The following is a 24,372-nucleotide window of genomic DNA, read 5'->3' as shown; positions in this document are numbered from 1 at the left end:
GGACACTACCGAAGCCTGGGTCAGGCCGCATTCAGGATGGTGCGGCTCCCGAGGGGTGACGCGAGAGTTATCTGCATGGTGGCGTAGACGGCAACCATGATGCAGGACTTGTCCGCGGCATCGGGCCGGGTGCCGGTACGCAGTTCGATGGTGACGGTGGTGTCGGTCTCGGTGACCGACGCGTCGGCTCCGTAGCACTCGGGAGTGCCGGTGACGAAGTGGACCGCGATGGTGTTGGGGGAGATCTGGCTCCACGACTCGAACGGGGTGGTGGTGGCGCGGATCAGATCGGCCGTCGGCTCGAACATCGTGCCGACGTCGCCGACGGGCACCTCGTGCGGAACCGGAGGGGCGCTGGGTTGCTGGGCGAACCCCACAGGGGAGGTGGAACCGACTGTCGGGGTTGTGTCCTCGTCGCCACCGGAGGCGGTGCTGCAGCCGACCAGCAGCAGGCACAACATGACACCTGCAGCGAGAAACCTCATGAATCCAACGTAGCGCCGGGAGCTGAGGAGAACCTTTGTGTTCGGCTCATGCGAGGAAGACCGTCACGAGCGCTATGACGGGGATCGAGACGAGTGTGGTCACGAACGCGGTGTCTCGGGCGAGCACAACACCGCGCTGGTAGCGGCTGGCGAAGACGAACACGTTCTGCGCTGTCGGTAGTGCCGACACCACGACGATGGCGAACAGATCGTGCCCGTCCAGACCGAAGACGAACCGGGCCATGAGGTAGCCGAGCAGGGGCTGGAGTGCCATCTTGAAGACCGTGGCCAGAGCGACGTCCCGCCGCGGGCTGATGCCCTTCTGCAGCACCCGGGCACCGTAGAGGGACAGGCCGAAGGCGAGCAACGCGCCGGGGACCGACGCATTCCCGACGAGTTGGAACGGCTGCATCAGTGCCTCGGGCAGCTGGAGTCCGGTGATCGACAGCACCAGTCCCGCTGCGCCGGCCAACACGATCGGGTTCCGGAACGGCGTCGTGACGGTCTTGAACAGGGAAACCTTGTCGACCTTGGTGGAGATGTCGAGAATCGTCACCGCGATCGGGGTGTAGATCATGATCTGGAACAGCAGCAGAGGAGCCACGAAGTTCGCGTCGCCCAGCACGAACACGGCGATCGGGATGCCCAGGTTGGCGGCGTTGACATACGAACTTGCCAGTGCGCCGACGGTCGCGTCGGGCACGGTCCGTTTCAGGGCGAGCTTGGCTATGACGAAATAGATCGCTCCGACGAGCAGTGCCGTGGAACCGGCGACGGCCAACACGGGCGAGAGGATGACCGACAGGTCCGAGTTCGCCAACGTGACGAACAGCAACGCAGGGGTCGCGACGAAGAAGACGAGACGGCTGAGGACGAACTGGCCGTGCTCGCCGAGCACCTTCAAGTGGGCGAGGAGGTAGCCCAGGGCGATGACGACGAAGATGACGGTGAAGCCCTCGAGGACGCCGGACATCTACGGACTGCTCATCTCTGGATCGGGAACGACAGAGAGGCCACGTAGCCGATGGCTACGTGGCCTCTCCGAAAGAAAGTGTGGATCAGCGGCTGGTGAACGGCAGCAATGCCATTTCACGAGCGTTCTTCACCGCGACAGCGACCTGGCGCTGCTGCTGCGGGGTGAGCCCGGTGACCCGACGGCTGCGGATCTTGCCGCGGTCCGAGATGAACTGACGAAGGAGGTTGATGTCCTTGTAGTCCACCGTGGTCACCTTGGCGGCGTTCAACGGGTTCTTCTTCGGTCGACGGCCTGCCTCTGCGCGGACCTTCTTCGACGGTGCTCTCTTGACTGCCATCTGAAACCTTTTCCCTTTACCAGCTCGACTTGTGGACGCCTGGCAGTTCCCCGCGGTGAGCCATCTCGCGCACTTTCACGCGGGACAGCCCGAATTTCCGAAGGTAACCGCGCGGACGTCCATCCGCAGCGTCACGATTGCGTAATCGTACCGGACTCGAATCGCGCGGCAGACGCTGCAGTGCTGCTCGAGCCTGCGCACGCTCGGAGTCGCTGCTCGAGGGCTTGCGGATGGTGTCTTTGAGCTCTGCTCGACGCGTTGCCCACCGGGCGACGACGATCTTGCGTTGCTCGTTCTTCGCGATCTTCGACTTCTTCGCCACTGTCTACCGCTCCTCTCGGAAATCCACGTGCTTGCGCACGACCGGGTCGTACTTCTTCATCACCAGTCGGTCGGGATCGTTGCGACGGTTCTTGCGGGTGACGTAGGTGTAGCCGGTACCGGAGGTCGACTTCAGCTTGACGATCGGACGAACGTCCGTGCTCTTGCCCATCAGATCTTCTCCCCGCGTGCGCGCAGTCTTGCCACCACGGCGTCGATGCCGTCGCGGTCGATGGTCTTGATGCCCTTGGTCGAGAGCGTGAGGGTGACGCGTCGGCCCAGGCTCGGCGCGTAGTAGGTCTTGCGCTGGATGTTCGGGTCCCACCTGCGGCTGGTTCGCACGTGAGAGTGCGAGACCGATTTTCCGAATCCGGGGGTGCGGCCGGTGACTTGGCAGTGCGCTGACATGAGCACTCCTTTCTTGCCGTTATGACAATCGCTTTCGACAAAGCGTGTTCTCGAATGTAGCGTGCATTCGCAGGTAATGACAATCGTTGTCGAGAAGAAGGGTGCTCGTGAACAACTCACCGGACGATCGAACCCCGATGGTCCTCGTCTCCGGCTGGACCGGAGCCATGGACGCGGTCGTGACATCACTGCTCGCGCCGGGCACCGTCGCGGTCCGCCACGATCTGAGCCGCGTCGCCGAAGGAGTCGTGCGTCGCACACTGTCCGTACTGGGGGAGGAACCGCGCGAGAGCATTCTGGAGCTGGCGCACGGCTGCGTCTCGTGCACCCTTCGGGAGGATCTACTGCCACTGTTGCGGGCACTGTCGACGCGCAGCAACGTCGATCGCATCGTGCTCGCTATGGACCCCGCGCTCGAGCCCGAGGCACTGTGCTGGGCCGTGGACAACGTCGTCGTCGCGGGTGTCGTCGGGCGGATCGACGGCCCCGCCTCGCGTGACGTTCGCATCGAGGCAGTGGTCGACTGCCTCGATGCCGCAACCTGGCTGGCCGACGCCACCGGCGACGACGCGATGGCCGACCGAGGCGTCGTCGCCAGTGGCGACGATGATCGAACCGTCGCACAATTGGTGGTCGGGCAGGTCGACTACGCCGATGCACTCGTCGTGACCGCGGGTTCCGACGTCGACGCGTGGGAACGCGCCCGACTCGCCGCAGTCCTGGCGCGGTTGGCCCCGAATGCTCCTGTCGTCTGGGTGTCCCAGGACGCACTGGTCGATGCCCCGACACTTCTCGCGAGTGTCCCTGCCGATGCGCGACGCGGTGCGATCAGCGACGCGCACTCACCGCTGTTGCGCGGACAGCCGCCACTGACCGTCGATTGCGGCATCACCCTGGTCGAGTTCACCGCCACGCGGCCGTTCCATCCCGAGCGGTTCCACGAGGCGATCGACGTATTGCTCGACGGCGTCGTCACCGCACGGGGGCGGGCGTGGGTGGCCACTCAGCCCGACGAAGCTCTGTGGATCGAATCGGCAGGCGGCGGCCTTCGCGTCGCCAGCGCCGGAAAGTGGCTTGCCACAATGACTCCGGAGCAGCAGGACCGCGTCGACGCCACCCGTCGGGCAATGTCGGCGCTGCGGTGGGACGAGAAGTTCGGTGATCGAGACACGTCGCTGGTCATCCTCGTCCACGAGGCCGACCCCACCGAGATCGACCGAACCCTGCAGTGGGCGTTGGTGTCCGACGACGAAATGGCAGACCCTGCGGCCTGGTCCACCTGGAACGACCCATTCGGTCATTGGCACGAAGACCCCTGCGAGAGCAGCGAATCCCCGTACGCAGAACAATCACGAGAGGCAACAGAATGAAATCAGGCATCCACCCCGACTACCACCCGGTCGTGTTCCAGGACTCGAGTACCGGCAACAAATTCCTCACCAGATCCACCGTCACGTCCGCCCGCGAGACCGAGTGGGAAGACGGCAACACCTACCCGCTGATCGTCGTCGACGTCTCGTCGGAATCACACCCGTTCTGGACCGGAGCCGCCCGCGTGATGGACACCCAGGGACGCGTCGAGAAGTTCGAGAAGCGATACGGCCGACGAAGCCGAAAGGACTCCTGAATCATGGCTGTTCCGAAGAGAAAGATGTCGCGCTCGAACACTCGGAGCCGTCGCGCGCAATGGAAAGCCGTTGCTCCCGATCTGGTGACCGTGCGTTTTCAGGGCCGAGAGTTCAGGGTGCCGCGGAGATTGGTCAAAGCAGTGCAGACCGGGGTGTACGACCCGAGCTGACTCGCGACGGGTCTATCTTCACTTTCATGAACGATGGACCCAGTGCGCGAGATGTGAAGCGGTGGCGCCAGTACCTCGCCGACGAGCGAGCCGAGGCCGCCGTCTATCGCGATCTGGCAGGCCGACGCACCGGCGAGGAGCGCGAGATCCTGCTCGCACTCGCCGATGCGGAGGGCCGCCACGAGCAGCATTGGCGAAATCTGCTCGGTGATCGGGTCGGAATGCCGCTCAAAGGTGACATCCGCACCCGCATCCTCGGGGTGTTGGCACGTCGCTTCGGTTCGGTGTTCGTACTCGCGCTGGCCCAACGAGCGGAAACCCGTTCGCCGTACGCCACCGACGCCGACGCGACGGAGGCGATGACGGCCGACGAGCAGATCCACGCGGAGGTCATCAGGGCACTGGCGGCCCGCGGCCGCAATCGATTGTCCGGAACGTTCCGGGCCGCGGTGTTCGGTGCCAACGACGGACTGGTGAGCAACCTCGCTCTCGTTCTGGGTATCAGCGGCTCCGGGGTGTCCAATCAGATCGTCCTGGTCACCGGCCTCGCGGGACTGCTCGCCGGCGCGCTGTCGATGGGGGCGGGCGAATACGTCTCTGTCCGTTCACAACGCGAGTTGCTCGAGGCGTCGTCGCCGGACAGTGGGGCGCGCGACGCAGTCCAACACCTCGACGTGGACGCCAACGAACTGGCCCTGGTCTACCGAGCCCGAGGGATGACCCACGAGGAGGCCGACGCCAAAGCGGCGGAAGTGCTGCGAGTACTCCCTGCCGACGAGATGGCCCCCGACGTCGACCAGCACGAGTCCATCGGAACCGGCCTCGGTGCCGCCGGCGCCAGCTTCTGCTTCTTCGCCTCCGGTGCCGTCATCCCGGTGTTGCCGTATCTGTTCGGCCTCGAAGGCTTTGTGGCCCTTGCCGTTGCCGCCGTCCTCGTCGGAATCGCGTTGATCTGCACGGGCCTGGTGGTGGGACTGCTCAGCGGTGGGCCGCCGGTCAAACGCGCTCTGCGACAACTGGCAATCGGCTACGGCGCAGCCGGGGCGACGTATCTGTTGGGCTTGGCATTCGGTGGTGGTGTGTAGGGCCCGGCGTTCTGAGTAATTCGCTCGCGTGGACGAGGGATCGATCGATAGGGTTCCGGTCATGCGTGCAACCGTTCTGTCCGGTGCCGCTCTCGACACGAGAGTCGGTGTGAGCCTTGTGCTGCGCGCGTATTCACCGGAGCGATGCGCCGCTCTTTGCGGCAAACAAGCTCGGCTCGTGAATCGACCCATCGAATAGCGCCCTCTTGTGCAAGGGGGCAGGAAGGAACATCATGCCCCCGAACAAGGTGGGCTTGCGTTTGCTCAATTGGGCTTCACAGCTCGAGGACAAGACTCTCGAGCAGGCCCGTGAAACATCGTCGATGCCGTTCGTGCATCCGCACGTCGCGCTGATGCCCGACGCTCACAGCGGTATGGGAAGCGCAGTGGGAACGGTGATTCCTACGCTGGGCGCTGTCATTCCGGCCGCCGTCGGCGTCGACATAGGTTGCGGAATGATCGGCGTACGAACAGAATTCACACTCGACGACGTCGACGGCCGTAATCTGACTGACCTGCGACTCGCCATCGAGGCAAGCATCCCGCTGTCGCCGGGCAACTACAACGTCGGCGTCGACCGGTGGAATTTCACCGCTCCGAAGCTACTCGAACTCGAGGAGTTGGCGGCCACGGACGGTGTCGAGCTGAATCATTCACCGCAGTGGCGCGAGCAGCTCGGTTCGTTAGGCGGCGGCAACCATTACATCGAACTGTGCCTCGACGAAACCGATCGGGTATGGCTGTTTCTGCACAGTGGGTCGAGGGGCGTCGGCAACAAGATCGCCAAGAAGCACATCGCGATCGCACAGCGATTGTGCGCGCAGTGGTGGATTCCGTTGCCCAACAAGGACCTGGCATACCTGCCCGAGAGCTCCCGTGAATTCGGGCAGTACCTCCGAGAATTGAAGTGGGCGCAGCGGTTCGCATACCTGAACAGGGCCGAGATGATGGACCGGTTCAGTGCGGTATTCGCCGAGTGGATGGGAACCGACGACCATCGCGAGGTCGAACGGATCAATTGCCATCACAACTACACGGTGAAGGAGAACCACTTTCAGAAGGACGTGTGGCTCACCCGAAAGGGCGCGGTCGACGCACACGAGGGTGTCAAGGCGATCATTCCCGGGTCGATGGGAACTCGTTCGTACGTGGTCGTCGGCAAGGGCTCGAAGGCGGGGTTGTGCTCGGCGCCTCACGGTGCCGGTCGACAGTTCTCTCGGACCGAGGCCAGGAAGCGGTTCACTCACGAGAACCTGCGGGAGCGGATGGTAGGGATCGAATTTCGCGACAGTGCAGACTTCATCGACGAGATTCCCGACGCCTACAAGCCGATCGATGTCGTGATGGAGGACGCCCGCGACCTGGTGAGCATCGAGCACGAACTGCGGCAGATCCTCAACGTCAAGGGGACCTAGATCGACCTCCCGTCGTGTATGGAAATTCGTAGTGGGTTACGAAGATCCGTGCACGACGGGATTGTCCGCGTTCGTCCCGTTGTGCATCGGTGTTCTCGTGTTGTTCACCCAACAACTTCGCTTGGTTAACGGATAGAGAGAGCGTCACCGTCACCATCGAGGCATGACGCTCAATCCCGCAGGCGAAACCGTCGCGACCGGAATCCCGGGCACGCTCGCCGAGAACATGACCATGGCCGAGCAGCACGATTGGCATCGGTCGTTCCTGCGGCGGCACCCCGTCAGTCGACGCAACTTCCTGGTGGGAGCCGCCGCGACGGCCGCCGCGGTAGGCGTCGGGAACTCGGTGTTCGCGCGAACCGCGTACGCGCAGGACGCCCCGCTGGCCGTGGCCGGACGGCACATGGGCTTCGGAAACGACCCGGCGACGCAACTGCGGTTCTCGGCACAGCTCTCTCGTAATCCCGGGCTCACCGGTGTCTTCCTCGATCACGGCCCCACGCCCGCACTCGGCGCTACGACGTCGGCCGAGGTACGAAACCTGATCAGTCAGGTTCCACAGACCGACGGCGGAATTCTGTCGGCGGAGCAGTACTACGTACATGTGCCCGTCGACAATCTGACGCCCAAGCTGCCGCACTACTATCGCTGGCGCACCGCCGACGGCTTCGTCAGTGACATTCGGAGTGCGTCCCCGGCCCTGCCGACCGGTCGCATCGCACCGTTCCGGTTCACGATGATGGGCGATCAGGGCGTAGACGAAACACCCTCGCAGCCGCCAGGTTTGGTTGCCGGCGACTACGACGACCAGTACTACAAGGCGGACAACGAGCCGTCGGTCAAGCACGCGCGCAACATCAATCGGCAGATCGAGGCCTCGCACCCGGACTTCCACATCCTCGCCGGCGACATCGCGTACGCGGACCCGTCGGGTGCCGGTCTGCCGCCGCAGTTCGCGAAGCACGGTCAGACCCCACCGAAGGGATTCGACAAGTTCAACCCGTTCGTCTGGGACGGCTATTTCCAGGCGATCGAGGCCAGTGCATCGACCGCGCCGTGGTTGTTCGCCACCGGTAACCACGACATGGAAGCGCTGTACAGCCCCAACGGCTACGGCGGACATGCCGCGCGGCTCGATCAGCCGACCAACGGACCCACGGGATGCCCGTCGGCGTACTCGTTCGTCTACGGCAACACTGCCGTTCTCTCGCTCGACGCGAACGACGTCAGCTACGAGATCAAGGCCAACACCGGTTACAGCGGTGGAGCCCAGAACACCTGGGTGGAACAGACATTGGCGAAGTACCGTGCCGATCCGAACATCGACTTCATCGTCTGCTTCTTCCACCACTGCGCGTATTCGACCACGTCGACGCACGCGAGCGACGGCGGCGTCCGCGACGCGTGGGTTGCGCTGTTCGACAAGTACCAGGTGGATGTAGTGCTTCAAGCCCACAATCACGTCTTCGAGCGCACCGATCCCATTCGTGGCAACCGTGCGACGCGGGTCGCCGGTGACAACGCAACGGTCAACGGAAAGACCGACGGCACCGTGTATTACACAGTCGGCGGTGGTGGTCGTCCACGCTATACGTTCCAGGACGGTGAGGGCGTGAGCTACCGCGGCAACGAGTTGCCCGACACGGCAGTTCCGAACAGTTACGTATGGGCGCCGGACGGCACCAAGTCGGCCGAGTCCATCACCTGGTCTCGGGTGCGATTCCTCAACTACTCGTTCGTCAGAGTCGATGTGGTGCCGGGTATTCCGGGCATCACCGCCAGCAGGATGACGATCGGTGCAATCGACGAATACGGTAACGAGTTCGACCGTCTGACCTTCGAGCGAGACATCCCTGTGGGTCCGGTGTTCGGTTCGTCCTAGTGCCTGCGGCAGTGGTGTGGCTGAGTGCCGTGGAGGGCACCTAACCGCACCACTGCGCGGAGCGCACTACAACCACTTCTGACGCTTGAACACCACGAACAGTGCAGTGGAGCAGATCACCATGGCGATCAGAGCCATCGGATAGCCGAGCTGCCACGTCAGTTCCGGCATGTCCTCGAAGTTCATACCGTAGATGGCGGCGATCAGCGAGGGCGCGAAAAGTATTGCGCCCCAGGATGAAATCCGTTTGACCTGTTCGTTCTGCTCCAGGCTGGCCACCGTCATGTTGCGCATCTCCTCGTTCTGCTGCTGCGCAACGATGGTCGAGTGCACGGTCAACGCATTCTGCAGGTTGGAGCGGAAGGACTCGATGCGGTCGGACACGCGGATCGCGTGATCGTGCACGTCGCGCAGGTATCGCTGCAGTTCCACGTCGACGTTGTACTTGTCCGAACCGCGCTTGAGTGATTCGATCATCTCGACGAGTGGTTTTGCGGCACGGTCGAATTCGGACACCTCACGGAGCAGTGAGTAGATGCGACGCGATACCGACGGGTCGCCGGTGAACAGCTGATCCTCGATCTCGTCGATGTCGTTCTGCAATCCGGTCACCACCCGGACGTACTCGTCGACCACTTGATCGAGGATGCCGTAGAGGATCGCCTCGGGGCCGAGTTGGAGCAGTTCGGGAGATCCTTCGAGCCGCTTGCGCACCATTGCCAGATCGGGGGATTCGGCATGGCGAATGGTGACGACGAAATCGGGTCCGAGGAATATGTGCAATTCGCCGAATTCGACCTTTTCGGTCTCGTCGATGTATCGAGCGGGTCGGAGAACGACGAACAGTTGCTCGGCGTACCGTTCCAGTTTCGGTCGCTGATGGGCTGCAATGGCATCTTCCACGGCGAGGCGGTGCAGACCGAACTCGCCTGCTACAGCATTGATTTCGCTGATCTCGGGGCGGTACAGGCCGATCCAGGCCATGCCGTGCCGCTCGCGCATCAACTCGAACGTGATGTCGAGGCTCTCGGGATTGGCAGTGCGTTTGCCGTCGACGTAGACGGCATTGTCGATGATCGGCACCTGTTCGTTCACCTCGGCTCGAGAAGGAAATGTGCCGGACGGCATCACGACCGAGACTATCTCCTGCGAAAATGGGGCGGTGTTTTTCGGCGCAGCCATCACCGCGGGTGCGACGCCGATCACGACGCCGCATCCCTCATCGGCCGCCGGTTGTCACGCTCAGGTGGCAGACCCCAACGGGGTGATCCGGGAATCTGCCACACCTCGAGGTGGCCGTGCGGCTGGTCTAGTCGCTTATGACGATCACTTTGATCTCCGCGTTCTCGCTGACCTTCACCCCGACCGGGAAGTTGAGGCCGATCACGCGGGCGTCGGGGCGGTCGTAATTGACGGTGACGTTGTCGAAGCCTGCGTCCTCCAGGGCCGCGATGGCCGCAGATTGGGACATTCCGATCACGTCTGGAATTCTTTCGCGATCCGGAGCAGCTTGAGCGACTGCGCCGCCACCGAGCGCGATGGCTCCCGTCAATGCAACAGTGGCGACGGCTTTCTTGAATTCGATACGCATGATGTTCTCCTCGGGTGAGCCGGAATCTTCGAACACGACGGTGCCCCTCGATTCTAGGTCCGACCTCGGGTTTTGCTGTGAGGTTTCTGTCAGCACCATGACATGCTGATCCGATGCTTCTCGACGTACTCGGTTTGATCGGTATCGCGGCCTTTGCGGCGTCGGGTGCGTTGATCGGAGTGCATCGCCGGTTGGATCTGTTCGGGGTCTGCGTCGTCGGAATCACGACGGGCATCGGCGGCGGAATCATTCGCGATCTGCTGCTCGGCATCCACCCACCGACGTCCCTGGACACGTGGCCGAACCTCACGGTCGGCTTGTTCGCCTCGCTGGTCGTGTTCGTTGCGCACCGACAGATGGGCAAGGTCCGGCGCGGTGTTCTGGTGCTCGACGCCTTCGGGATGGGCCTGTTCGCATCGACCGGTGCGACGATCGCGTTGGCTGCCGGCGGTAGCGCGTTGGCGGGAGCTCTCATCGGCACCACGACGGCGGTGGCAGGCGGGGTGATCCGAGACGTGCTGGTCAACGAAGTTCCCCTGCTGCTGCATCGGGACCTGTATGCCCTGCCGGCCATGCTCGGTGCGACGGCCGTCGTGTTGGCCGATGCCGCGACCCTGCCGGAGAACGTGGGTCTGGTCGCGGGAACCCTGCTCGCGACGGGGTTGCGCCTGCTCGCGCTGTGGCGAAAGTGGAACCTCCCGCTGGCGAAGCACCTACCGACGCTCTAGGTCGAAATCCGCACCCCTCTCAGACATATCTCAGTCGACCAGGACAAACTGTACGAATGCGGATATTGGTGGTCGACGACGATCGGGCAGTGCGTGAGTCGCTGCGCAGGTCGCTGACATTCAACGGGTACACCGTGGACCTGGCGGTCGACGGGCTCGACGCGCTCGAGCAGGTCGCGGCGGCACGTCCCGACGCCCTGGTGCTCGACGTGATGATGCCTCGCCTCGACGGCCTGGAGGTGTGCCGTCGATTGCGCAGTGTCGGTGACGACCTGCCGATTCTGGTGTTGACGGCACGGGACTCGGTGTCCGAGCGTGTTGCCGGCCTCGACGCCGGTGCCGACGACTACCTGCCCAAGCCGTTTGCGCTCGAGGAGCTGCTGGCTCGCCTGCGCGCTCTGCTCCGGCGTACCGCGATGGAAGCGGGCATCGACTCGGAGACCATGACGTTCGCGGACCTGTCGTTGGACCCGGTCACTCGTGAGGTCTCGCGCGCCGAACGCTCGATAAGCCTCACCCGGACCGAATTCTCGTTGCTCGAAATGCTGATGACCAATCCGCGTCGAGTCCTCACCAGAAGTCGCATCCTCGAGGAAGTCTGGGGTTACGACTTCCCGACGTCGGGCAACGCGCTCGAGGTGTACGTCGGGTACCTGCGGCGCAAGACCGAGGCGGAGGGGGAGTCGCGGCTGATCCACACCGTTCGCGGTGTCGGGTACGTCCTGCGCGAGACGCCCCCGTGATGGTCGCTTCGTTCGGGCGCAAGTCGGCCGACAATGTCGGCTCCTCGCCGACTGCGATGCGGCCACCGATGCCACTGACACGGTCGGTGTCGCTGCGGTGGCGGGTGACCTTGCTCGCGGCCTCGGTCGTCGCAATTGCGGTGGCGGTCATGGCCATTGCCGCGTACACGGTGGTATCCCGAGCACTGTACGGCGATGTGGACACTCAATTGCGTTCGCGTGCTTCGGCTCTGGCGGAGTCCAGTCTGGTGTCCTACGACCCGCGGTTCGTCGCTGGGGCAACGTTGTACAGCACCGATGTCAGTGTCGCGCTGATCTATCCGGACATGTCCAGCTACAACCCGCCCGGGCCCAAGGTGCCGATCGGCGATGCCGAACTCGCTGTGGTGAGCGGAGAGCAGGAATCGTCGCTACGCACACTCGACGATCAGCGGGTACTGGCGCTACGCACCAAGGACGGCAGCACTCTCGTCGTCGCACAGAGACTATTGCCGACCGGAAAAGTACTCGACCGTCTGGCGTGGGTGCTGCTGATCGTCGGTGCCTGCGGCGTGGTGCTGGCGGCTGGAGCAGGTATGGCCGTGGGGCGCACCGGTTTACGCCCGATCGCCCGACTGACCGCGGCTGCCGAACGGGTGGCACGCACCGACGACCTGACGCCGATCCCGGTGACCGGCGACGACGAGTTGGCGCGTCTGACCGAGAGTTTCAACACGATGCTCCGGGCACTTGCCGAATCTCGCGGCAGGCAGAGCAGATTGGTCGCCGACGCGGGCCACGAACTTCGCACCCCGTTGACTTCGCTGCGGACCAACATGGAGTTGCTCATCGCGGCGGGACGCCCAGGAGCGCCGTCCATCCCGGACGAGGACATGGCCGAGTTGCGGACCGACGTGGTGGCGCAGATTCAGGAATTGTCCACCTTGGTGGGTGATTTGGTCGATCTGGCGCGAGAGGACGCGCCGGAGACGGTGTTCGAGCGAGTCGATCTCGCCGATGCCGTCGAACGCAGTCTCGAACGAGCACGCCGCCGTCGCAACGAGATCGACTTCGAAGCGACGTTGATGCCGTGGTTCGTCTACGGCGATCAAGCAGGACTCTCGAGAGCCGTGCTGAATGTGCTCGACAACGCGGCCAAATGGAGTCCCAGCGGTGGTGAGGTGCGAATCGCGATGCGGCAGATCGGCGATGGCCTGCTGGAATTGACGGTCGACGACGCGGGCCCCGGTATCCCCGAGGAAGATCGCGAGCTGGTGTTCGAGCGCTTCTATCGCTCGACGGCGTCGCGTTCGATGCCCGGATCCGGTCTGGGACTTGCCATCGTGCGGCAAGTGGTCGTCAAGCACGGCGGCACCATCGGAGTGGAGGTGTCCGAGCGGGGCGGCGCGCTGATACGAATCGTGTTGCCCGGCGAGGGTGCTCCTGATCCCACCACACTCTCGGCAAACTGATAGCCGGATCTCAGCGCGCTCTCAGTCCCGCCCTGCACAGTGAGTAGCAAGAAGGCGGGCGGACCTCGGATACCGAGGTCTCTACTGAAGGAAGCAGCAACGATGAGCGACGACCGTAACGAATCCGAACAGAGCGGACAGGGTGCCGGTGGCGAGCAGCATCCGGCGGACCGGGCTTCGCGCGGCGACGAGCAGAACTACTCGGCCCAGCAGCATCCGACTCAGCAGCATCCGACTCAGCAGTTCCCGCCGCAGCAGGGTTACCCCCAGCAGTACGCCGGCTACGGACAGGGGGCCTACCAGCCCGGCTACGGCCCGTACGGTCAGCAGGGCGATCCGCAGCACACCCAGGCTCACCACGCACAGCCCCAGCACGTTGCGCCGCAGTCCGATTCGGCACCGACTGCGGTGAAGTCCCGCCCGGGTCGGTCGGTACTGGTGGCCGGAGCCATCGCGCTCGTTCTGGTCGGTGGCGGAATCGGCGGCGCGGTCGGTGCGATCGCCACCAACAATGCCAACGGCAACGGCGGGGGAGTGACCAACTCACTGAATTCCACGGTCACTGCAGCTCAGCCTGCCGCCAATTTCCCCGACGGCTCGATTCAGGCAGTAGCGAACAAGGTTCTGCCGAGCGTCGTGCAGATTCAGGTGAAGGGCTCTCAGGAAGAGGGTGAGGGCTCTGGCGTCATTCTCAGCAGCGACGGCCTGATCCTGACCAACAATCACGTCGCGACGGGTGCGGGTGCCAACGGCAAGCTCACCGTCGCGTTCTCGGACGGATCGGTGGCCGACGCGACGATCGTCGGTGCCGACTCGGTCTCGGACATGGCCGTCATCAAGGCCGAGGGCAAGTCGAACCTGACGCCGATCGAACTCGGATCGTCCTCGAACCTCGAAGTGGGCCAGCAGGTCATCGCGATCGGCTCCCCTCTGGGCCTGGCCGGCACGGTCACTACGGGCATCGTCTCCTCGCTGAACCGGCCCGTGTCGACGTCCGGCGAGTCCGGCAATCAGAACTCGGTGATCGACGCCATCCAGACCGACGCTGCGATCAACCCGGGTAACTCCGGGGGCGCACTCGTCAACACCGACGGACAGCTGATCGGCATCAACACTGCGATAGCCACGCTCGGCGGAAGTCAGGGGTCCGCGCAGAGCGGCTCCATCGGGCTCGGGTTCGCCATCCCGGTGGATCAGGCCAAGCGCATCGCCGACGAATTGACCACGACGGGCAAGGCGACCCAGGCCATGATCGGCGTTCAGGTGCCGTCGCAGGACGACGCCAACGGAGCAACCGTCGTCGAGGTCACCGAGGGAGGACCGGCAGCAGCTGCGGGCATACCGAAGGGTGCGGTGATCACCAAGGTCGACGATCGCATCGTCGCCAGCGGTGACGCGTTGATCGCAGCGGTGCGGTCACACGCACCGGGCGATTCGGTCACCATCACCTACACCGACGGCGGCAGCGAGAAGACCGCGACCGTGACGCTCGGCACCGCCGAGCCCGCAGCGGCGCAGCCACAGACTCAGCAGCAGGAACAGCAATTGCCGTTCCAGGTCCCGTCGTTCCCCGGTGGTCGCTGATGTTCGGAGAAGCGGGCAGACAGAGCACGGTTGCAACGATTTACGCACAGCGTGAGCCGGGTGGAGGCCTTACTACTACGGTGAGCGGTATGGAACTCGACGCACCACTGGCAGGGCGCGCGTTGGTCGTCATCGTTGACGACCGAACAGCGCACAGCACCGAGAAGGATTCGAAGGGCCCACTCGTCACGGAGCTGCTGACCGAGGCAGGCTTTCTGGTCGACGGTGTCGTCGCAGTGACGGCGGACGAAGTGGACGTGCGCAACGCACTCAACACCGCGGTGATCGGCGGCGTCGATCTGGTGGTCTCCATCGGTGGCACGGGCGTCTCACCGCGCGATGTCACTCCGGACGTCACCGCGGAGGTCCTCGACCGTGAGATTCCGGGCATCAGTGAGGCACTGCGATCGTCGGGGCTGGCAGCAGGTTCGTTGGACGCAGGTCTGTCCCGCGGGCTGGTCGGTGTGTCCGGAAGCACCCTGGTGGTGAATCTGGCCTCGTCGCGGGCTGCGATTCGAGACGGAATGGCGACGCTGACGCCACTGGCGAGTCAGGTCATCGCCGAGCTGTCTGGATTGGACGCATAGCGATACCCATGAGCGACGAGCCGAACGACGATCGATCGGCCGAAGACGACGCGAGCCGGGCCCGAGCAGAACGGGCCCGGCTCGCTCGCATCTTCGGTGAGGTGCTGCCGGAGACGACCGGAGACGAACGGGGTGAGGGTTCGGGTGTCGAGAACGGCGGGTCGGCGTCGGACGAATGGTTGAAGCAACAGCGACCACCCCATTACTTCTGATGTGATCCACGACACATTTATTTGGCCTGAATGACAGGTCTGTTAGTTACTCGTTTACCTGCCGTTAGCGACGCGCGACCGGGGTGCGGGTGGTTGGGGGACCGCACTGCTTCCGCTCAGTGTGGCGTGAGAAGTGACGATTCGCCCGTAACGGGCGGGCCGGTCCGAGCGTCTTCCCACATCAGAGCGGTTTTGCGGATTTGCGCAATGTGTAACGGTCTGGTCACGTAACCGGATAGTGTGACGCGCATTACCACCTAATAGGGTGTGAAAGTTGTTCACGCCGTTGAAACACATCACGCCGAGGCAACGATGTGGTCCCGATCGTAGGGATTGTCACGATCGGGCAACTCCTCTAATGTTCCCCTCAGCTTCCAGAGACCAGAGCGTGGGACCAACCGGTTCCGCGCTCTTGACCTCGGAACAGTGTGATCAAGGATGTGGCCTTCGCGGCCACATCCGGCTCGGGCTCGCACACATCGTTGAGTGCGATCTAGTTCGAGGGTGAAAGCCACAAGCTTCCCCGTGCGACACCGCGCTGGGACTGAACATGATGAGGAATAAATGACGGAGATCCAGAAGTCGCGGCGCAGCCGGGGACTCAAGTCCATGAGCGTTGCAGTTGCTGCCAGCGCTTCGGTAGTCGGCCTGGTGCTCGGTACCGGAACGGCTTCCGCCGCTGTCGACAGCTCCAACTCGGTTGTCGACGCCGACGGCAACACCATCACGGTGACGCTGTCCGACACCTTCATCAACGGTGTCGCTCCGCTCGACGGCAACCCGCTCACCCGTGAGTGGTTCGCCAACGGCCGGGCTTCCTACGACGTCCAGGGCCCCTCGGCCGACGACTTCGAGGGCACCCTCAAGATCGGTTACCAGATCGGCTACCCGATGAGCCTCAACGGTGGCGTCGAGATCTCCTGGTCCTCGCCTTCGGCTGAGTTCAACCTCGGCTCGGGCAACGAGTCCACCGTGACCGGTACGTTCCCTGTTCTGCCCGGTGGAGACCCCGAGATCGAGCTCGGTGGCGTTGGCACCTCCAGCACCGGCCTCGATGTCGGCGTTCAGCTGATCCCGCAGGCCACCGGCACGATCGCACTGGCCAACGGCCCCGGCGTCGTCCAGTCCGAGAGCGCATACGCAGTGCTCAACGAAGAGGCCGACATCACCTCTTCCGAGGGTGACGCAGCGGGCACCAGCGGATCCATCCAGGTCGCGAACCTGCACGGCACCGCCACCGGCATCCTGGGCAACGTCACGATCCGTCCGTACGTTTCGCTGACCAGCGGAACGGGCGACACGGCCATCACCTACGGCGTCCCGGTTCGCCTCAACTGATTTCCGAATCGGTTGTAGCTCGGTGACGTAACGTCACCTGCTGAAATTCGAGACAAGTTCAGGCCCGTACGGATAACTCCGTACGGGCCTGAACTATGTTCTGCACAGAAGTAGTTCGACGTACACAGAGAGGCACTGAACCGAAGATGCACTCGAAAGCCCGTTTCACGGTCGTCGCCGCGGGAGCGCTCGTTGCTCTCGGCCTCGCCGCCGGTTGTAGCAGCGACGAGTCCGCGGCCTCCGGCGAGAACACGGATGTCTGCAATACCTTTGCCGCCGACCACAACGCGTTCGTCGGACTGGCGGCAGCAGGACCCGGATCGGCCGAGAACATCGACAAGTGGACCGCCGACAAGCAGGCAGCTGTCGACAAGCTGAAGGCGCTGCCCGGCACCGCCTCCGGTGATGTCGCCAGTTCGTTGACGACATTCGTCGATGCGTTGCCCGCGGATACGCTGGAGCTCTCGACCACCGACAGTGAGGCCGGCAAGGCCTTCGTCGACAACGGGGCGGCCGTTGCCTCGGCGTGCGAGGCAGACGGCACGACGATCACGCTCGACGCGCTTCCGCTCTCGACGTTCACCAACTGAGTGGGGCCGGCCGTGTCTCGGCCCTCCCCCCTGAACGAATGAATGCGCCATTCACGCTGTCAGACAGCGTGAATGGCGCATTCATTCGATAGGTGACCCGACTGGCTCGGGTGAGCGAATCAGTCCTTGGAGTGCTTGCCGAGATCCGGTGCCGCGTCGATTGCCTCGCCGCTACCGCCGGTGGTGTCGGCTGAAGTCGAAAGCTTCTGTCCCGCTTCGGTTCCCCCCGCGAGGATGTCGCGAATCTGAACCAGCACGTCGACGTCGCTCAGTTCCTTCTCCGGCTGACTGACGAAGCGCTTCTTGGCCGTGTTCACCGGGAGAATCAGTACGAAGTAGACCGCTGCCGCGATGATGACGAAATTGATGACCGCGGTGATGACTGCGCCGACGTTGACGAACGATTCCGGCGACGACGTGATCTGAAACCCGAAGCCGTATTCGTTGCTGCCACCGAGCGCTGCGACAAGGGGGTTGATGACGTTCGTCGTGAATGCGGTGACGATGGCGGTGAAAGCCGCGCCGACGACGACCGCGACTGCGAGATCCACGACATTGCCGCGGAGTAGAAAGTCCTTGAAGCCCTTCAGCATGAGCCCTTCTCCCAACGTTCGGTTTGTTCTGTCTCGACAGACGTTAGTGCAGGGTGACGGTGATTGCGCTGACCAACGAGGCGGCCGCAACCGTTGTTGCATCGTTCGTCGGTAGAGCCAGTAGTACGACGCGGTCTCGCTGCCTGCTGCCACCGGCGTCGGCGGAGACGAGCACGACCATCGCTCCCGACGCGAGAACCCGGGCCGCGGGGACTGCATCGGGGTTCTCCTGAGACTCGACCGTCAACACGTCGACGCGGTCGCCTTCCCGCAGCAGGTCGGTCACCGCGGCATCGGCCAGATGCACCGGTACGACGCGTGCCTCGGTCCCCAGGGCCGTCGTGGCGGTCCGAGATCCGAGTAGGCGTACGTCGGTGAGCAATTCACCCGACCGGACCGGTCCGGTGAGTGTTCGACCGTTCACGGCCTCGGACTCGACGAGTGCGCCCTCGGGGACGTTCGCCCGGTCCCACTCGGCCGCCGCCACATCGGCGGAGGTGAGTACGGTGCCGGGTGTCAGGTCGCGCCCGGCCGTGATCACTCGTACGCGGTCGTCACCGGCGGTGTCGTCGACGAACAGAACGGCGGCAACGGCGACCAGAACTCCCGCTGCGATCCGTCTGAATTTCGTGGATCCGACCCACGCCGGACGCACGGTGATGCGATCGAGCAGCGTCGAGTCGAGTCGATTCTTGCCGGCAGCCATGGCCGAAACGCTATCGGTGGGAGTTCCGGTACAGGCACCGAAAAGGCCGGGCTGTGGATAACGGCCCGGCCTGTGGATGAAGCGGAAAGTTACTGGCTGGCAGCAGCTTTCGTGGTGGACGAGGAAGACGAAGAGTTCGACGACGACGAATCGGAAGATTTCTTCTCTGCGGGCTTGGACTCGGACTTCGAGTCCGACTTCGCAGCGGCCGCATCGGACTTCTTCTCGCCCGCGCCCTCGCTGGAGGTGCCCCCGCCGCCGCGGCTGTCGGTGCGGTAGAAGCCGCTGCCCTTGAAGACGATGCCGACGGAGTTGAACAGCTTGCGGAGCTTGCCCGAGCACGCGGGGCACACCGTCAGTGTGTCGTCGGTGAAGGACTGAACGATGTCGAAGCGGTTGTCGCACTCGGTGCATGCGTATGAGTAAGTGGGCATCGTGTTTCCTCCGCGCTGGTCACCGAGGAAATTCGCCACTCTGCTGGCCGAGGTCGAACACCGCCGGTGTCTTGTCTGTTCGTCGAAACTGTCGAAACTGGGGAGAGCATTAGCACTCTACAGTCAGGAGTGCCAACGAATCGAATCGTAGCGTTATTCCGTACCCAAGCGTAGGAGTCCGCTGCCGGGGGTCAACACGTGCGTCACCGGTCTGTCGTGCGGTTCGGCGGGTAGGCGATCGACCAGTTCGTTCTCACGCACCACCGCGACCAGCATGGCGTCGCGCCTGCACAGATCGAGGGTGCGGTCGTAGAAGCCCGCGCCTCGGCCCAACCGGGTTCCGCGCCGGTCTACGGCCAGCGCCGGAATCAGCACCAGTGAGCAACCCGACACCGCATCGGGATCGAGCGTCGGTCCGCCCGGTTCCAACAGCCCGAACGGGGCCGTCACCAACGACTCTCGTCCGGCGTACCGAGCCCAGCGCAACGGACCCGGCTCGTGTGCACTCGGAAGCAGAACGGTCGACCCGGCCGCGGCCATGGCGTCGAGCATCTCGATCGAACCGGGCTCCCGGCCGACGGGAACATATGCGGCGATCACCGAGTGTTCGGCCGCCAATTCGCCCAGGACGTGACAGAGTGCGGAGGACTCCATTGCGCGTTGCGCACCGTCGAGCAGTCGGCGTTCGGCGAGAACATGCTTTCGCCATCGATCCTTGGACGTGTTCTCCGTGAATTCGGGAACGGTCACAACGGTTCGTCCTCCCTTCCTGTGCTGTCCTTCAACGATATGCACTCGGGGGTAAAACGCAGCACACGGCAAGCAGATCACCAGAAACCATGGATAGGGTGAGCACCATGACAGAAGCCGTTACAGCGACGACCGCCGCCACGCCCGTGCATTTCCGCACGGCCATCGTTCCCGCAGCGGGCATGGGTACCCGGTTCCTGCCGGCCACGAAAACCGTTCCGAAAGAACTGCTTCCGGTGGTCGACACTCCCGGCATCGAGCTAGTCGCAGGCGAAGCAGCAGATTCCGGCGCGCAGCGACTCGTGATCGTCACGTCCCCCGGCAAGGACGGCGTCGTCGCCCACTTCGTCGAGGACCTCGTCCTCGAGAACAAGCTCGAGGCCAGCGGCAAGCTCGAGATGCTCGAGAAGGTTCGAGTTGCCCCCGGTCTGCTCGACGTCCAGTCGGTCATTCAGCACGAGCCGCTCGGACTCGGACATGCCGTCGCCTGTGCCGAAGAAGTCCTCGACGACGACGAGGATTCCGTTGCCGTTCTGCTTCCCGACGATCTCGTGATGCCCCGCGGTGTGCTCGACGTCATGGCCCGCGTGCGCGCCAAGCGCGGAGGCTCGGTGCTGTGCGCCATCGAGGTCCCCGACGACAAGGTCTCCTCCTACGGCGTCTTCTCCGTCGAGATCGTGCCCGACGCGGTCAACCCGAACGTCCTCAAGGTCACCGGTATGGTCGAAAAGCCCAAGCGGGAGGACGCCCCGTCCAACCTCGCTGCCGCGGGCCGCTATCTGCTCGACCGGGCGATCTTCGACGCCCTGCGCCGGATAAAGCCCGGTGCAGGCGGCGAGCTGCAGCTGACCGACGCCATTGCGCTGCTCATCGAAGAAGGCCATCCCGTGCACGTGGTGGTGCACCGTGGATCGAGACACGACCTCGGAAATCCCGGGGGATACCTGCGCGCTGCGGTTGACTTTGCTCTACAACGTGACGACTACGGTCCGGCGCTGCGCGAATGGCTGAACGAACGCTTGAGCGACAGCTGGGCACCGGAACTGACCACGTACGAATAGCATCGCGGGTCGATGCATAGAGGAAGGGCCAGATGCGCTCGGTCGAAGATCAGCAGACCAGGGTGACCGCCGCGGCGGTGGCTCCACGGCCTGTCCGGGTCGCCATCTCGGAAGCACAGGGCCTGCTGTGTGCAGAAGAAGTGGTCACCGAGCGTCCCCTTCCCGGTTTCGACCAGGCAGCGATCGACGGCTACGCGGTACGGAGCGTCGATGTGGCGGCCGCGGGCACCGACCTGCGCAACGAGGACGACGAACGCATCGATCTGACGCTTCCCGTCGTCGGCGAGGTGTCCGCCGGATCGCGTCAACCCATCCGGTTGCAACCGCGTCAGGCGGTACGAGTCGACACCGGCGCGCCGCTGCCCACACTGGCCGACGCCGTGTTGCCCCTGGATCGAACCGACAGCGGTCGTGCCCGCGTCAAGGTGTTCCGTCCGGTGCGGTCGGGTGACTACGTCCGCAAGATCGGCGACGACGTGCAGCCCGGTGACGTCGCGGTTCGCGCAGGCACGATCATCGGCGCGGCTCAGGTGGGGCTGCTCGCCGCCGTCGGGCGCGACAAGGTGCTGGTGCATCCTCGGCCGCGACTGTCGGTGATCTCCGTCGGTGGGGAACTGGTCGACACCGATCGGACCCCGGGGCCTGGTCAGGTGTACGACGTCAACTCCTACGCGCTCGCCGCCGCAGCGCGCGACGCCGGGGCCGACGTCAACCGAGTCGGGATCGTCAGCACCGATCCCAAGCGACTACGCGAGGTGGTCGAGGGCCAGCTCATTCGATCCGAGATCGTCGTCATCGCCGGAGCGGTAGGCGGCGGCGCATCGGACGGTGTGCGCGAGGCGCTCGGCGAACTCGGCGACATGGAAGTGGAACGAGTTGCCATGCACCCCGGGTCCGTCCAGGGCTTCGGTCAACTCGGACGCGACGAAGTACCCACCTTCCTGTTGCCTGCCAACCCCGTCAGCGCGTTGGTGGTGTTCGAGGTCATGGTGCGTCCGCTGATTCGGATCGCTCTGGGCCGACGGCAGCCGATGCGACGGACCGTGACCGCTCGAACCGTCGCGCCGATCACCTCGATCGAGGACCGTAAAGGATTTCTGCGCGGCCAGCTCATGCGCGACGAGGGAACCGGTGAATACCTGGTGCAGGCGCTCGGCGGCGCACCAGGATCGTCCTCGCACCTACTCGCGACACTCGCCGAGGCGAATTGCCTGGTCGTCATCGATCCCGAGGTCACCGAAATCCGCACCGGCGAAGAAGTGAAGGTCTCGTTCCTCGCTCAGAGAGGCTGACGCCATGTGAGCGGTAGTTCGTAGTGGGCTACGAGTTTCCGCTCACCTGCGCGTAGCGCATAACATCGACGGATGCCGCGAACGTGGTCGAGCCACCCAGGTTGGCCGGCGAAATTGGGTCCAGTGAGAGTCGCCGCCGGAACCGTCACCGTGCGGCCGGTACGGATGCGCGACGCGGCCGCGTGGAGCCGGATTCGCACGGAGGATCGCGCCCACCTCGAACCCTGGGAGCCCAGCGGAGAGGGCAGCTGGAATTCGCGGCATCACATCTCCTCGTGGCCGACGCTGTGCTCGGGCCTGAAGTCCGAGGCGCGCAAGGGGCACATGCTGCCGATGGTGATCGAAGTCGACGGTGAATTCTGTGGCCAGATCACCACCGGAAACATCGTGCGGGGAGCACTTCGATCGGCCTGGATCGGGTACTGGGTGTCCAAGGAGGTCAATGGCAAGGGTGTGGCCACCGCGGCCTTGGCGCTCGGGCTCGACCACTGCTTCGGTCCGGTCGGACTGCATCGCGTCGAAGCGACGGTGCGACCGGAGAACCTGGCCAGTCAGGCAGTGCTGCGCAACGTCGGCTTTCGTGAAGAGGGGCTGCTCTACAAGTACCTCGATGTCGACGGCGAATGGCGCGATCACAAGCTCGTCGCGATCACCTCGGGTGAGGTGCAGGGAACCGTCGTCGAGCGGTTGGTTCGCGCGGGCCGGGCTGCGTGGGCGTGATCTTCGCGGCCGCGGCGCGAGTACTCGTGTTGTCAAAGTGACAGGAGTGTAATTCGGGTCGGCGCGTCTGCGTCGTTCTCGTTCTTCCTCCGCATAGCCTGAGGACGTCTTTCACTGTCGCCGTCGTCCAAGGGGAGGAGAACAACGCCGATGCCGAACTCGATCATCTGGATCGGTCTCGTAGCCGTCTGGCTCTTCGTTCTTCTGCCCATGCTCATGACCAAGCGTCCGCAGATCATGCAGACCACGGACGCTGCCCTCGCCACCCGCGTGCTGCATCGGGGTGGCACCCAGCGAAAGCAGCGCGGCCCCGCGACCGGGCATCGCAGCGATCCCGACTGGCGACCGGAAGACGACCTGCGAGTCTCCGCGCCGGCCCGAGAGATCTTCGGTGCCGCGATCGCGACCGTTCGTCCAGACTCACCCGATCTACCCGGTACCGCGGAGGACCCGATGGACACTCACGCTGCAGACAGCGACCTCGACAGCGAGGCACCGGACACGGAAGCACCGCGCGGAGGTTCGCCCGCGCACGAACCCGGTGTCGTCGACGACGATTTCGTTCCTCGCCGACGTGGACGCGGTGGTTTCGATCCCGAGGCCGATGCGATCGCCAGGGCCGCGCGGTACGCATTCCGACAGCGCGCCGTCCTCGGCCTGGTCTTCGCGGCGATCACCACCGCAGCCCTGGCCTTCATCATCTCCCCGGCGGTCTGGTGGCTGTGCGGACTGTCCGTCGCTGTCCTCGTCGGTTACCTGTACTACCTGCGTCGTCAGGTGCAGATCGAGGAGGAGGTGCGCAGGCGTCGGCTCACTCGGATGGGCCGATCACGTCTCGGCGTGGAATCGGAAACCGACGAAGAGTTGGAGCTCGTCCCGCAGCGACTGCGTCGCCCCGGCGCGGTGGTGCTCGAGATCGACGACGAGGATCCCGAATTCGAGCACCTCGACCACTACGAGGAGCCGTTCCAGGCCCGTCGTGACGACGACCGGGACCTGCGCAGAGCCCAGGGCGCGTAACCGACACCCGAAGCGGCTTTGCTAGAGTTACTTAGCCGGTCGGCATGACGGCAAAGGGGCTGTGGCGCAGTTGGTAGCGCGTCTCGTTCGCATCGAGAAGGTCAGGGGTTCGATTCCCCTCAGCTCCACCGACACGAAGAACCGTCACTCACGCGAGTGGCGGTTTTTTCGTGGTCCCGGCAACTGCGGAGGCACGTGTTACTGCGAAGTGAATTCGAGATGGATTCATATCGAACGAATTGGGTGATCGGTTCGGGATTCGATT

General features: G+C 64.1%; 30 protein-coding genes and 1 tRNA gene. 19 read left to right on the top strand and 12 right to left on the bottom strand.

Going from position 1 to position 24,372, the window contains the following annotated elements; all coding sequences use genetic code 11:
- Window positions 1-20 precede the first annotated feature (20 nt).
- The 6 genes from CH306_RS03120 to rpmB form a co-directional block, all read right to left on the bottom strand.
- Entirely contained in the window at window positions 21-485 is a 465-nt protein-coding gene (locus CH306_RS03120) for a hypothetical protein (RefSeq protein WP_032395756.1), read from the bottom strand.
- A gap of 46 nt (window positions 486-531) precedes the next feature.
- A complete protein-coding gene (locus CH306_RS03115) occupies window positions 532-1,458 on the bottom strand; it encodes an AEC family transporter (protein WP_094645644.1) in 927 nt (308 codons plus the stop codon).
- Between the two features lie 85 nt (window positions 1,459-1,543).
- Window positions 1,544-1,798 (bottom strand): 30S ribosomal protein S18, encoded by a 255-nt coding sequence (gene rpsR, locus CH306_RS03110; protein WP_008719028.1) that lies wholly within the window; start codon window positions 1,796-1,798, stop codon window positions 1,544-1,546.
- 16 nt (window positions 1,799-1,814) lie between these two features.
- The gene (gene rpsN / locus CH306_RS03105; RefSeq protein WP_094645643.1) at window positions 1,815-2,120 is read right to left on the bottom strand and encodes a 30S ribosomal protein S14; all 306 of its coding nucleotides are present in this window, start codon (window positions 2,118-2,120) and stop codon (window positions 1,815-1,817) included.
- Window positions 2,121-2,123: 3 nt separating this feature from the next.
- Window positions 2,124-2,294: a 50S ribosomal protein L33 gene (gene rpmG, locus CH306_RS03100; RefSeq protein WP_179272728.1), complete on the bottom strand. Its 171-nt coding sequence runs from the start codon at window positions 2,292-2,294 to the stop codon at window positions 2,124-2,126.
- Window positions 2,291-2,527: a 50S ribosomal protein L28 gene (gene rpmB, locus CH306_RS03095; protein ID WP_094631225.1), complete on the bottom strand. Its 237-nt coding sequence runs from the start codon at window positions 2,525-2,527 to the stop codon at window positions 2,291-2,293. The genes rpmG and rpmB overlap by 4 nt, the downstream gene beginning before the upstream one ends.
- A 137-nt stretch (window positions 2,528-2,664) precedes the next feature.
- Here rpmB and mrf point away from each other — a divergent pair, with 137 nt between their 5' ends.
- From mrf to CH306_RS03065, 6 genes are all read left to right on the top strand, one after another.
- Complete coding sequence (gene mrf / locus CH306_RS03090) at window positions 2,665-3,897, top strand: ribosome hibernation factor-recruiting GTPase MRF (RefSeq protein WP_094645816.1); 1,233 nt, start codon at window positions 2,665-2,667, stop codon at window positions 3,895-3,897.
- Window positions 3,894-4,154, top strand: a complete 261-nt coding sequence (locus CH306_RS03085) for a type B 50S ribosomal protein L31 (protein ID WP_094645641.1) — start codon at window positions 3,894-3,896, stop codon at window positions 4,152-4,154. Before mrf ends, CH306_RS03085 begins: the two co-directional genes overlap by 4 nt.
- Window positions 4,155-4,157: 3 nt before the next feature.
- Window positions 4,158-4,325 (top strand): 50S ribosomal protein L32, encoded by a 168-nt coding sequence (gene rpmF / locus CH306_RS03080; RefSeq protein WP_032388658.1) that lies wholly within the window; start codon window positions 4,158-4,160, stop codon window positions 4,323-4,325.
- 26 nt (window positions 4,326-4,351) lie between these two features.
- The gene (locus CH306_RS03075; protein WP_032395751.1) at window positions 4,352-5,410 is read left to right on the top strand and encodes a VIT1/CCC1 transporter family protein; all 1,059 of its coding nucleotides are present in this window, start codon (window positions 4,352-4,354) and stop codon (window positions 5,408-5,410) included.
- A gap of 233 nt (window positions 5,411-5,643) precedes the next feature.
- Window positions 5,644-6,825, top strand: a complete 1,182-nt coding sequence (locus CH306_RS03070) for an RtcB family protein (protein WP_094631288.1) — start codon at window positions 5,644-5,646, stop codon at window positions 6,823-6,825.
- Window positions 6,826-6,988: 163 nt separating this feature from the next.
- Window positions 6,989-8,707 carry a metallophosphoesterase gene (locus CH306_RS03065; protein ID WP_094645640.1) on the top strand — a complete coding sequence of 573 codons (1,719 nt, stop codon included), beginning with the start codon at window positions 6,989-6,991 and terminating at the stop codon, window positions 8,705-8,707.
- Between the two features lie 66 nt (window positions 8,708-8,773).
- Here CH306_RS03065 and CH306_RS03060 read toward each other — a convergent pair whose 3' ends face one another.
- Both CH306_RS03060 and CH306_RS03055 read right to left on the bottom strand, forming a co-directional pair.
- The gene (locus CH306_RS03060) at window positions 8,774-9,790 is read right to left on the bottom strand and encodes a magnesium and cobalt transport protein CorA (RefSeq protein ID WP_094645815.1); all 1,017 of its coding nucleotides are present in this window, start codon (window positions 9,788-9,790) and stop codon (window positions 8,774-8,776) included.
- Window positions 9,791-10,016: 226 nt separating this feature from the next.
- Window positions 10,017-10,334 carry a PASTA domain-containing protein gene (locus CH306_RS03055; protein WP_032395749.1) on the bottom strand — a complete coding sequence of 106 codons (318 nt, stop codon included), beginning with the start codon at window positions 10,332-10,334 and terminating at the stop codon, window positions 10,017-10,019.
- 77 nt (window positions 10,335-10,411) lie between these two features.
- On the opposite strand from CH306_RS03055, the gene CH306_RS03050 reads away from it, so the two are divergent.
- The 8 genes from CH306_RS03050 to CH306_RS03015 all read left to right on the top strand — a co-directional run bounded on the left by CH306_RS03050 (window position 10,412) and on the right by CH306_RS03015 (window position 17,531).
- Window positions 10,412-11,026 carry a trimeric intracellular cation channel family protein gene (locus tag CH306_RS03050; protein ID WP_032395748.1) on the top strand — a complete coding sequence of 205 codons (615 nt, stop codon included), beginning with the start codon at window positions 10,412-10,414 and terminating at the stop codon, window positions 11,024-11,026.
- A gap of 56 nt (window positions 11,027-11,082) precedes the next feature.
- Window positions 11,083-11,769, top strand: a complete 687-nt coding sequence (locus tag CH306_RS03045; protein ID WP_032395747.1) for a response regulator transcription factor — start codon at window positions 11,083-11,085, stop codon at window positions 11,767-11,769.
- Window positions 11,769-13,220 (top strand): HAMP domain-containing sensor histidine kinase, encoded by a 1,452-nt coding sequence (locus tag CH306_RS03040; protein WP_032395746.1) that lies wholly within the window; start codon window positions 11,769-11,771, stop codon window positions 13,218-13,220. The genes CH306_RS03045 and CH306_RS03040 overlap by 1 nt, the downstream gene beginning before the upstream one ends.
- Window positions 13,221-13,322: 102 nt before the next feature.
- A complete protein-coding gene (locus CH306_RS03035) occupies window positions 13,323-14,804 on the top strand; it encodes a trypsin-like peptidase domain-containing protein (protein ID WP_082322504.1) in 1,482 nt (493 codons plus the stop codon).
- A gap of 89 nt (window positions 14,805-14,893) precedes the next feature.
- Window positions 14,894-15,391: a MogA/MoaB family molybdenum cofactor biosynthesis protein gene (locus CH306_RS03030; RefSeq protein ID WP_037191958.1), complete on the top strand. Its 498-nt coding sequence runs from the start codon at window positions 14,894-14,896 to the stop codon at window positions 15,389-15,391.
- An 8-nt stretch (window positions 15,392-15,399) separates the two neighbouring features.
- On the top strand, window positions 15,400-15,603 hold the full coding sequence (locus CH306_RS03025) for a hypothetical protein (RefSeq protein ID WP_032395744.1): 204 nt from the start codon (window positions 15,400-15,402) through the stop codon (window positions 15,601-15,603).
- A gap of 564 nt (window positions 15,604-16,167) precedes the next feature.
- On the top strand, window positions 16,168-16,941 hold the full coding sequence (locus CH306_RS03020; protein WP_094645638.1) for an MspA family porin: 774 nt from the start codon (window positions 16,168-16,170) through the stop codon (window positions 16,939-16,941).
- Window positions 16,942-17,087: 146 nt separating this feature from the next.
- Window positions 17,088-17,531 carry a hypothetical protein gene (locus CH306_RS03015; protein ID WP_032395743.1) on the top strand — a complete coding sequence of 148 codons (444 nt, stop codon included), beginning with the start codon at window positions 17,088-17,090 and terminating at the stop codon, window positions 17,529-17,531.
- Between the two features lie 119 nt (window positions 17,532-17,650).
- On the opposite strand, the gene mscL is transcribed toward CH306_RS03015, so the two are convergent.
- The 4 genes from mscL to CH306_RS02995 form a co-directional block, all read right to left on the bottom strand.
- On the bottom strand, window positions 17,651-18,124 hold the full coding sequence (gene mscL / locus CH306_RS03010) for a large conductance mechanosensitive channel protein MscL (RefSeq protein WP_094645637.1): 474 nt from the start codon (window positions 18,122-18,124) through the stop codon (window positions 17,651-17,653).
- Between the two features lie 43 nt (window positions 18,125-18,167).
- Window positions 18,168-18,830, bottom strand: coding sequence for an SAF domain-containing protein (locus CH306_RS03005; RefSeq protein WP_094645636.1), 663 nt, complete (start codon window positions 18,828-18,830; stop codon window positions 18,168-18,170).
- A gap of 89 nt (window positions 18,831-18,919) precedes the next feature.
- Window positions 18,920-19,264: an FmdB family zinc ribbon protein gene (locus tag CH306_RS03000; RefSeq protein WP_032396238.1), complete on the bottom strand. Its 345-nt coding sequence runs from the start codon at window positions 19,262-19,264 to the stop codon at window positions 18,920-18,922.
- Window positions 19,265-19,417: 153 nt separating this feature from the next.
- Window positions 19,418-20,014, bottom strand: coding sequence for a 5-formyltetrahydrofolate cyclo-ligase (locus tag CH306_RS02995; protein ID WP_094645635.1), 597 nt, complete (start codon window positions 20,012-20,014; stop codon window positions 19,418-19,420).
- A gap of 107 nt (window positions 20,015-20,121) precedes the next feature.
- On the opposite strand from CH306_RS02995, the gene CH306_RS02990 reads away from it, so the two are divergent.
- From CH306_RS02990 to CH306_RS02970, 5 genes are all read left to right on the top strand, one after another.
- Entirely contained in the window at window positions 20,122-21,075 is a 954-nt protein-coding gene (locus CH306_RS02990; protein ID WP_032395738.1) for a UTP--glucose-1-phosphate uridylyltransferase, read from the top strand.
- 32 nt (window positions 21,076-21,107) lie between these two features.
- On the top strand, window positions 21,108-22,367 hold the full coding sequence (gene glp, locus CH306_RS02985; protein ID WP_032395737.1) for a molybdotransferase-like divisome protein Glp: 1,260 nt from the start codon (window positions 21,108-21,110) through the stop codon (window positions 22,365-22,367).
- A 72-nt stretch (window positions 22,368-22,439) separates the two neighbouring features.
- The gene (locus CH306_RS02980; RefSeq protein ID WP_032395736.1) at window positions 22,440-23,087 is read left to right on the top strand and encodes a GNAT family N-acetyltransferase; all 648 of its coding nucleotides are present in this window, start codon (window positions 22,440-22,442) and stop codon (window positions 23,085-23,087) included.
- A gap of 150 nt (window positions 23,088-23,237) precedes the next feature.
- Window positions 23,238-24,107 carry a divisome protein SepX/GlpR gene (gene sepX / locus CH306_RS02975; RefSeq protein WP_032395735.1) on the top strand — a complete coding sequence of 290 codons (870 nt, stop codon included), beginning with the start codon at window positions 23,238-23,240 and terminating at the stop codon, window positions 24,105-24,107.
- Between the two features lie 55 nt (window positions 24,108-24,162).
- Window positions 24,163-24,235, top strand: a tRNA-Ala gene (locus tag CH306_RS02970).
- The last annotated feature ends 137 nt before the right edge of the window (window positions 24,236-24,372 follow it).

Source organism: Rhodococcus sp. 15-725-2-2b, from assembly GCF_002259075.1.
GTDB lineage: Bacteria > Actinomycetota > Actinomycetes > Mycobacteriales > Mycobacteriaceae > Rhodococcoides.
Note: the sequence above shows the minus strand (reverse complement) of the source record. Positions and strands in the feature narration are given on the sequence as shown.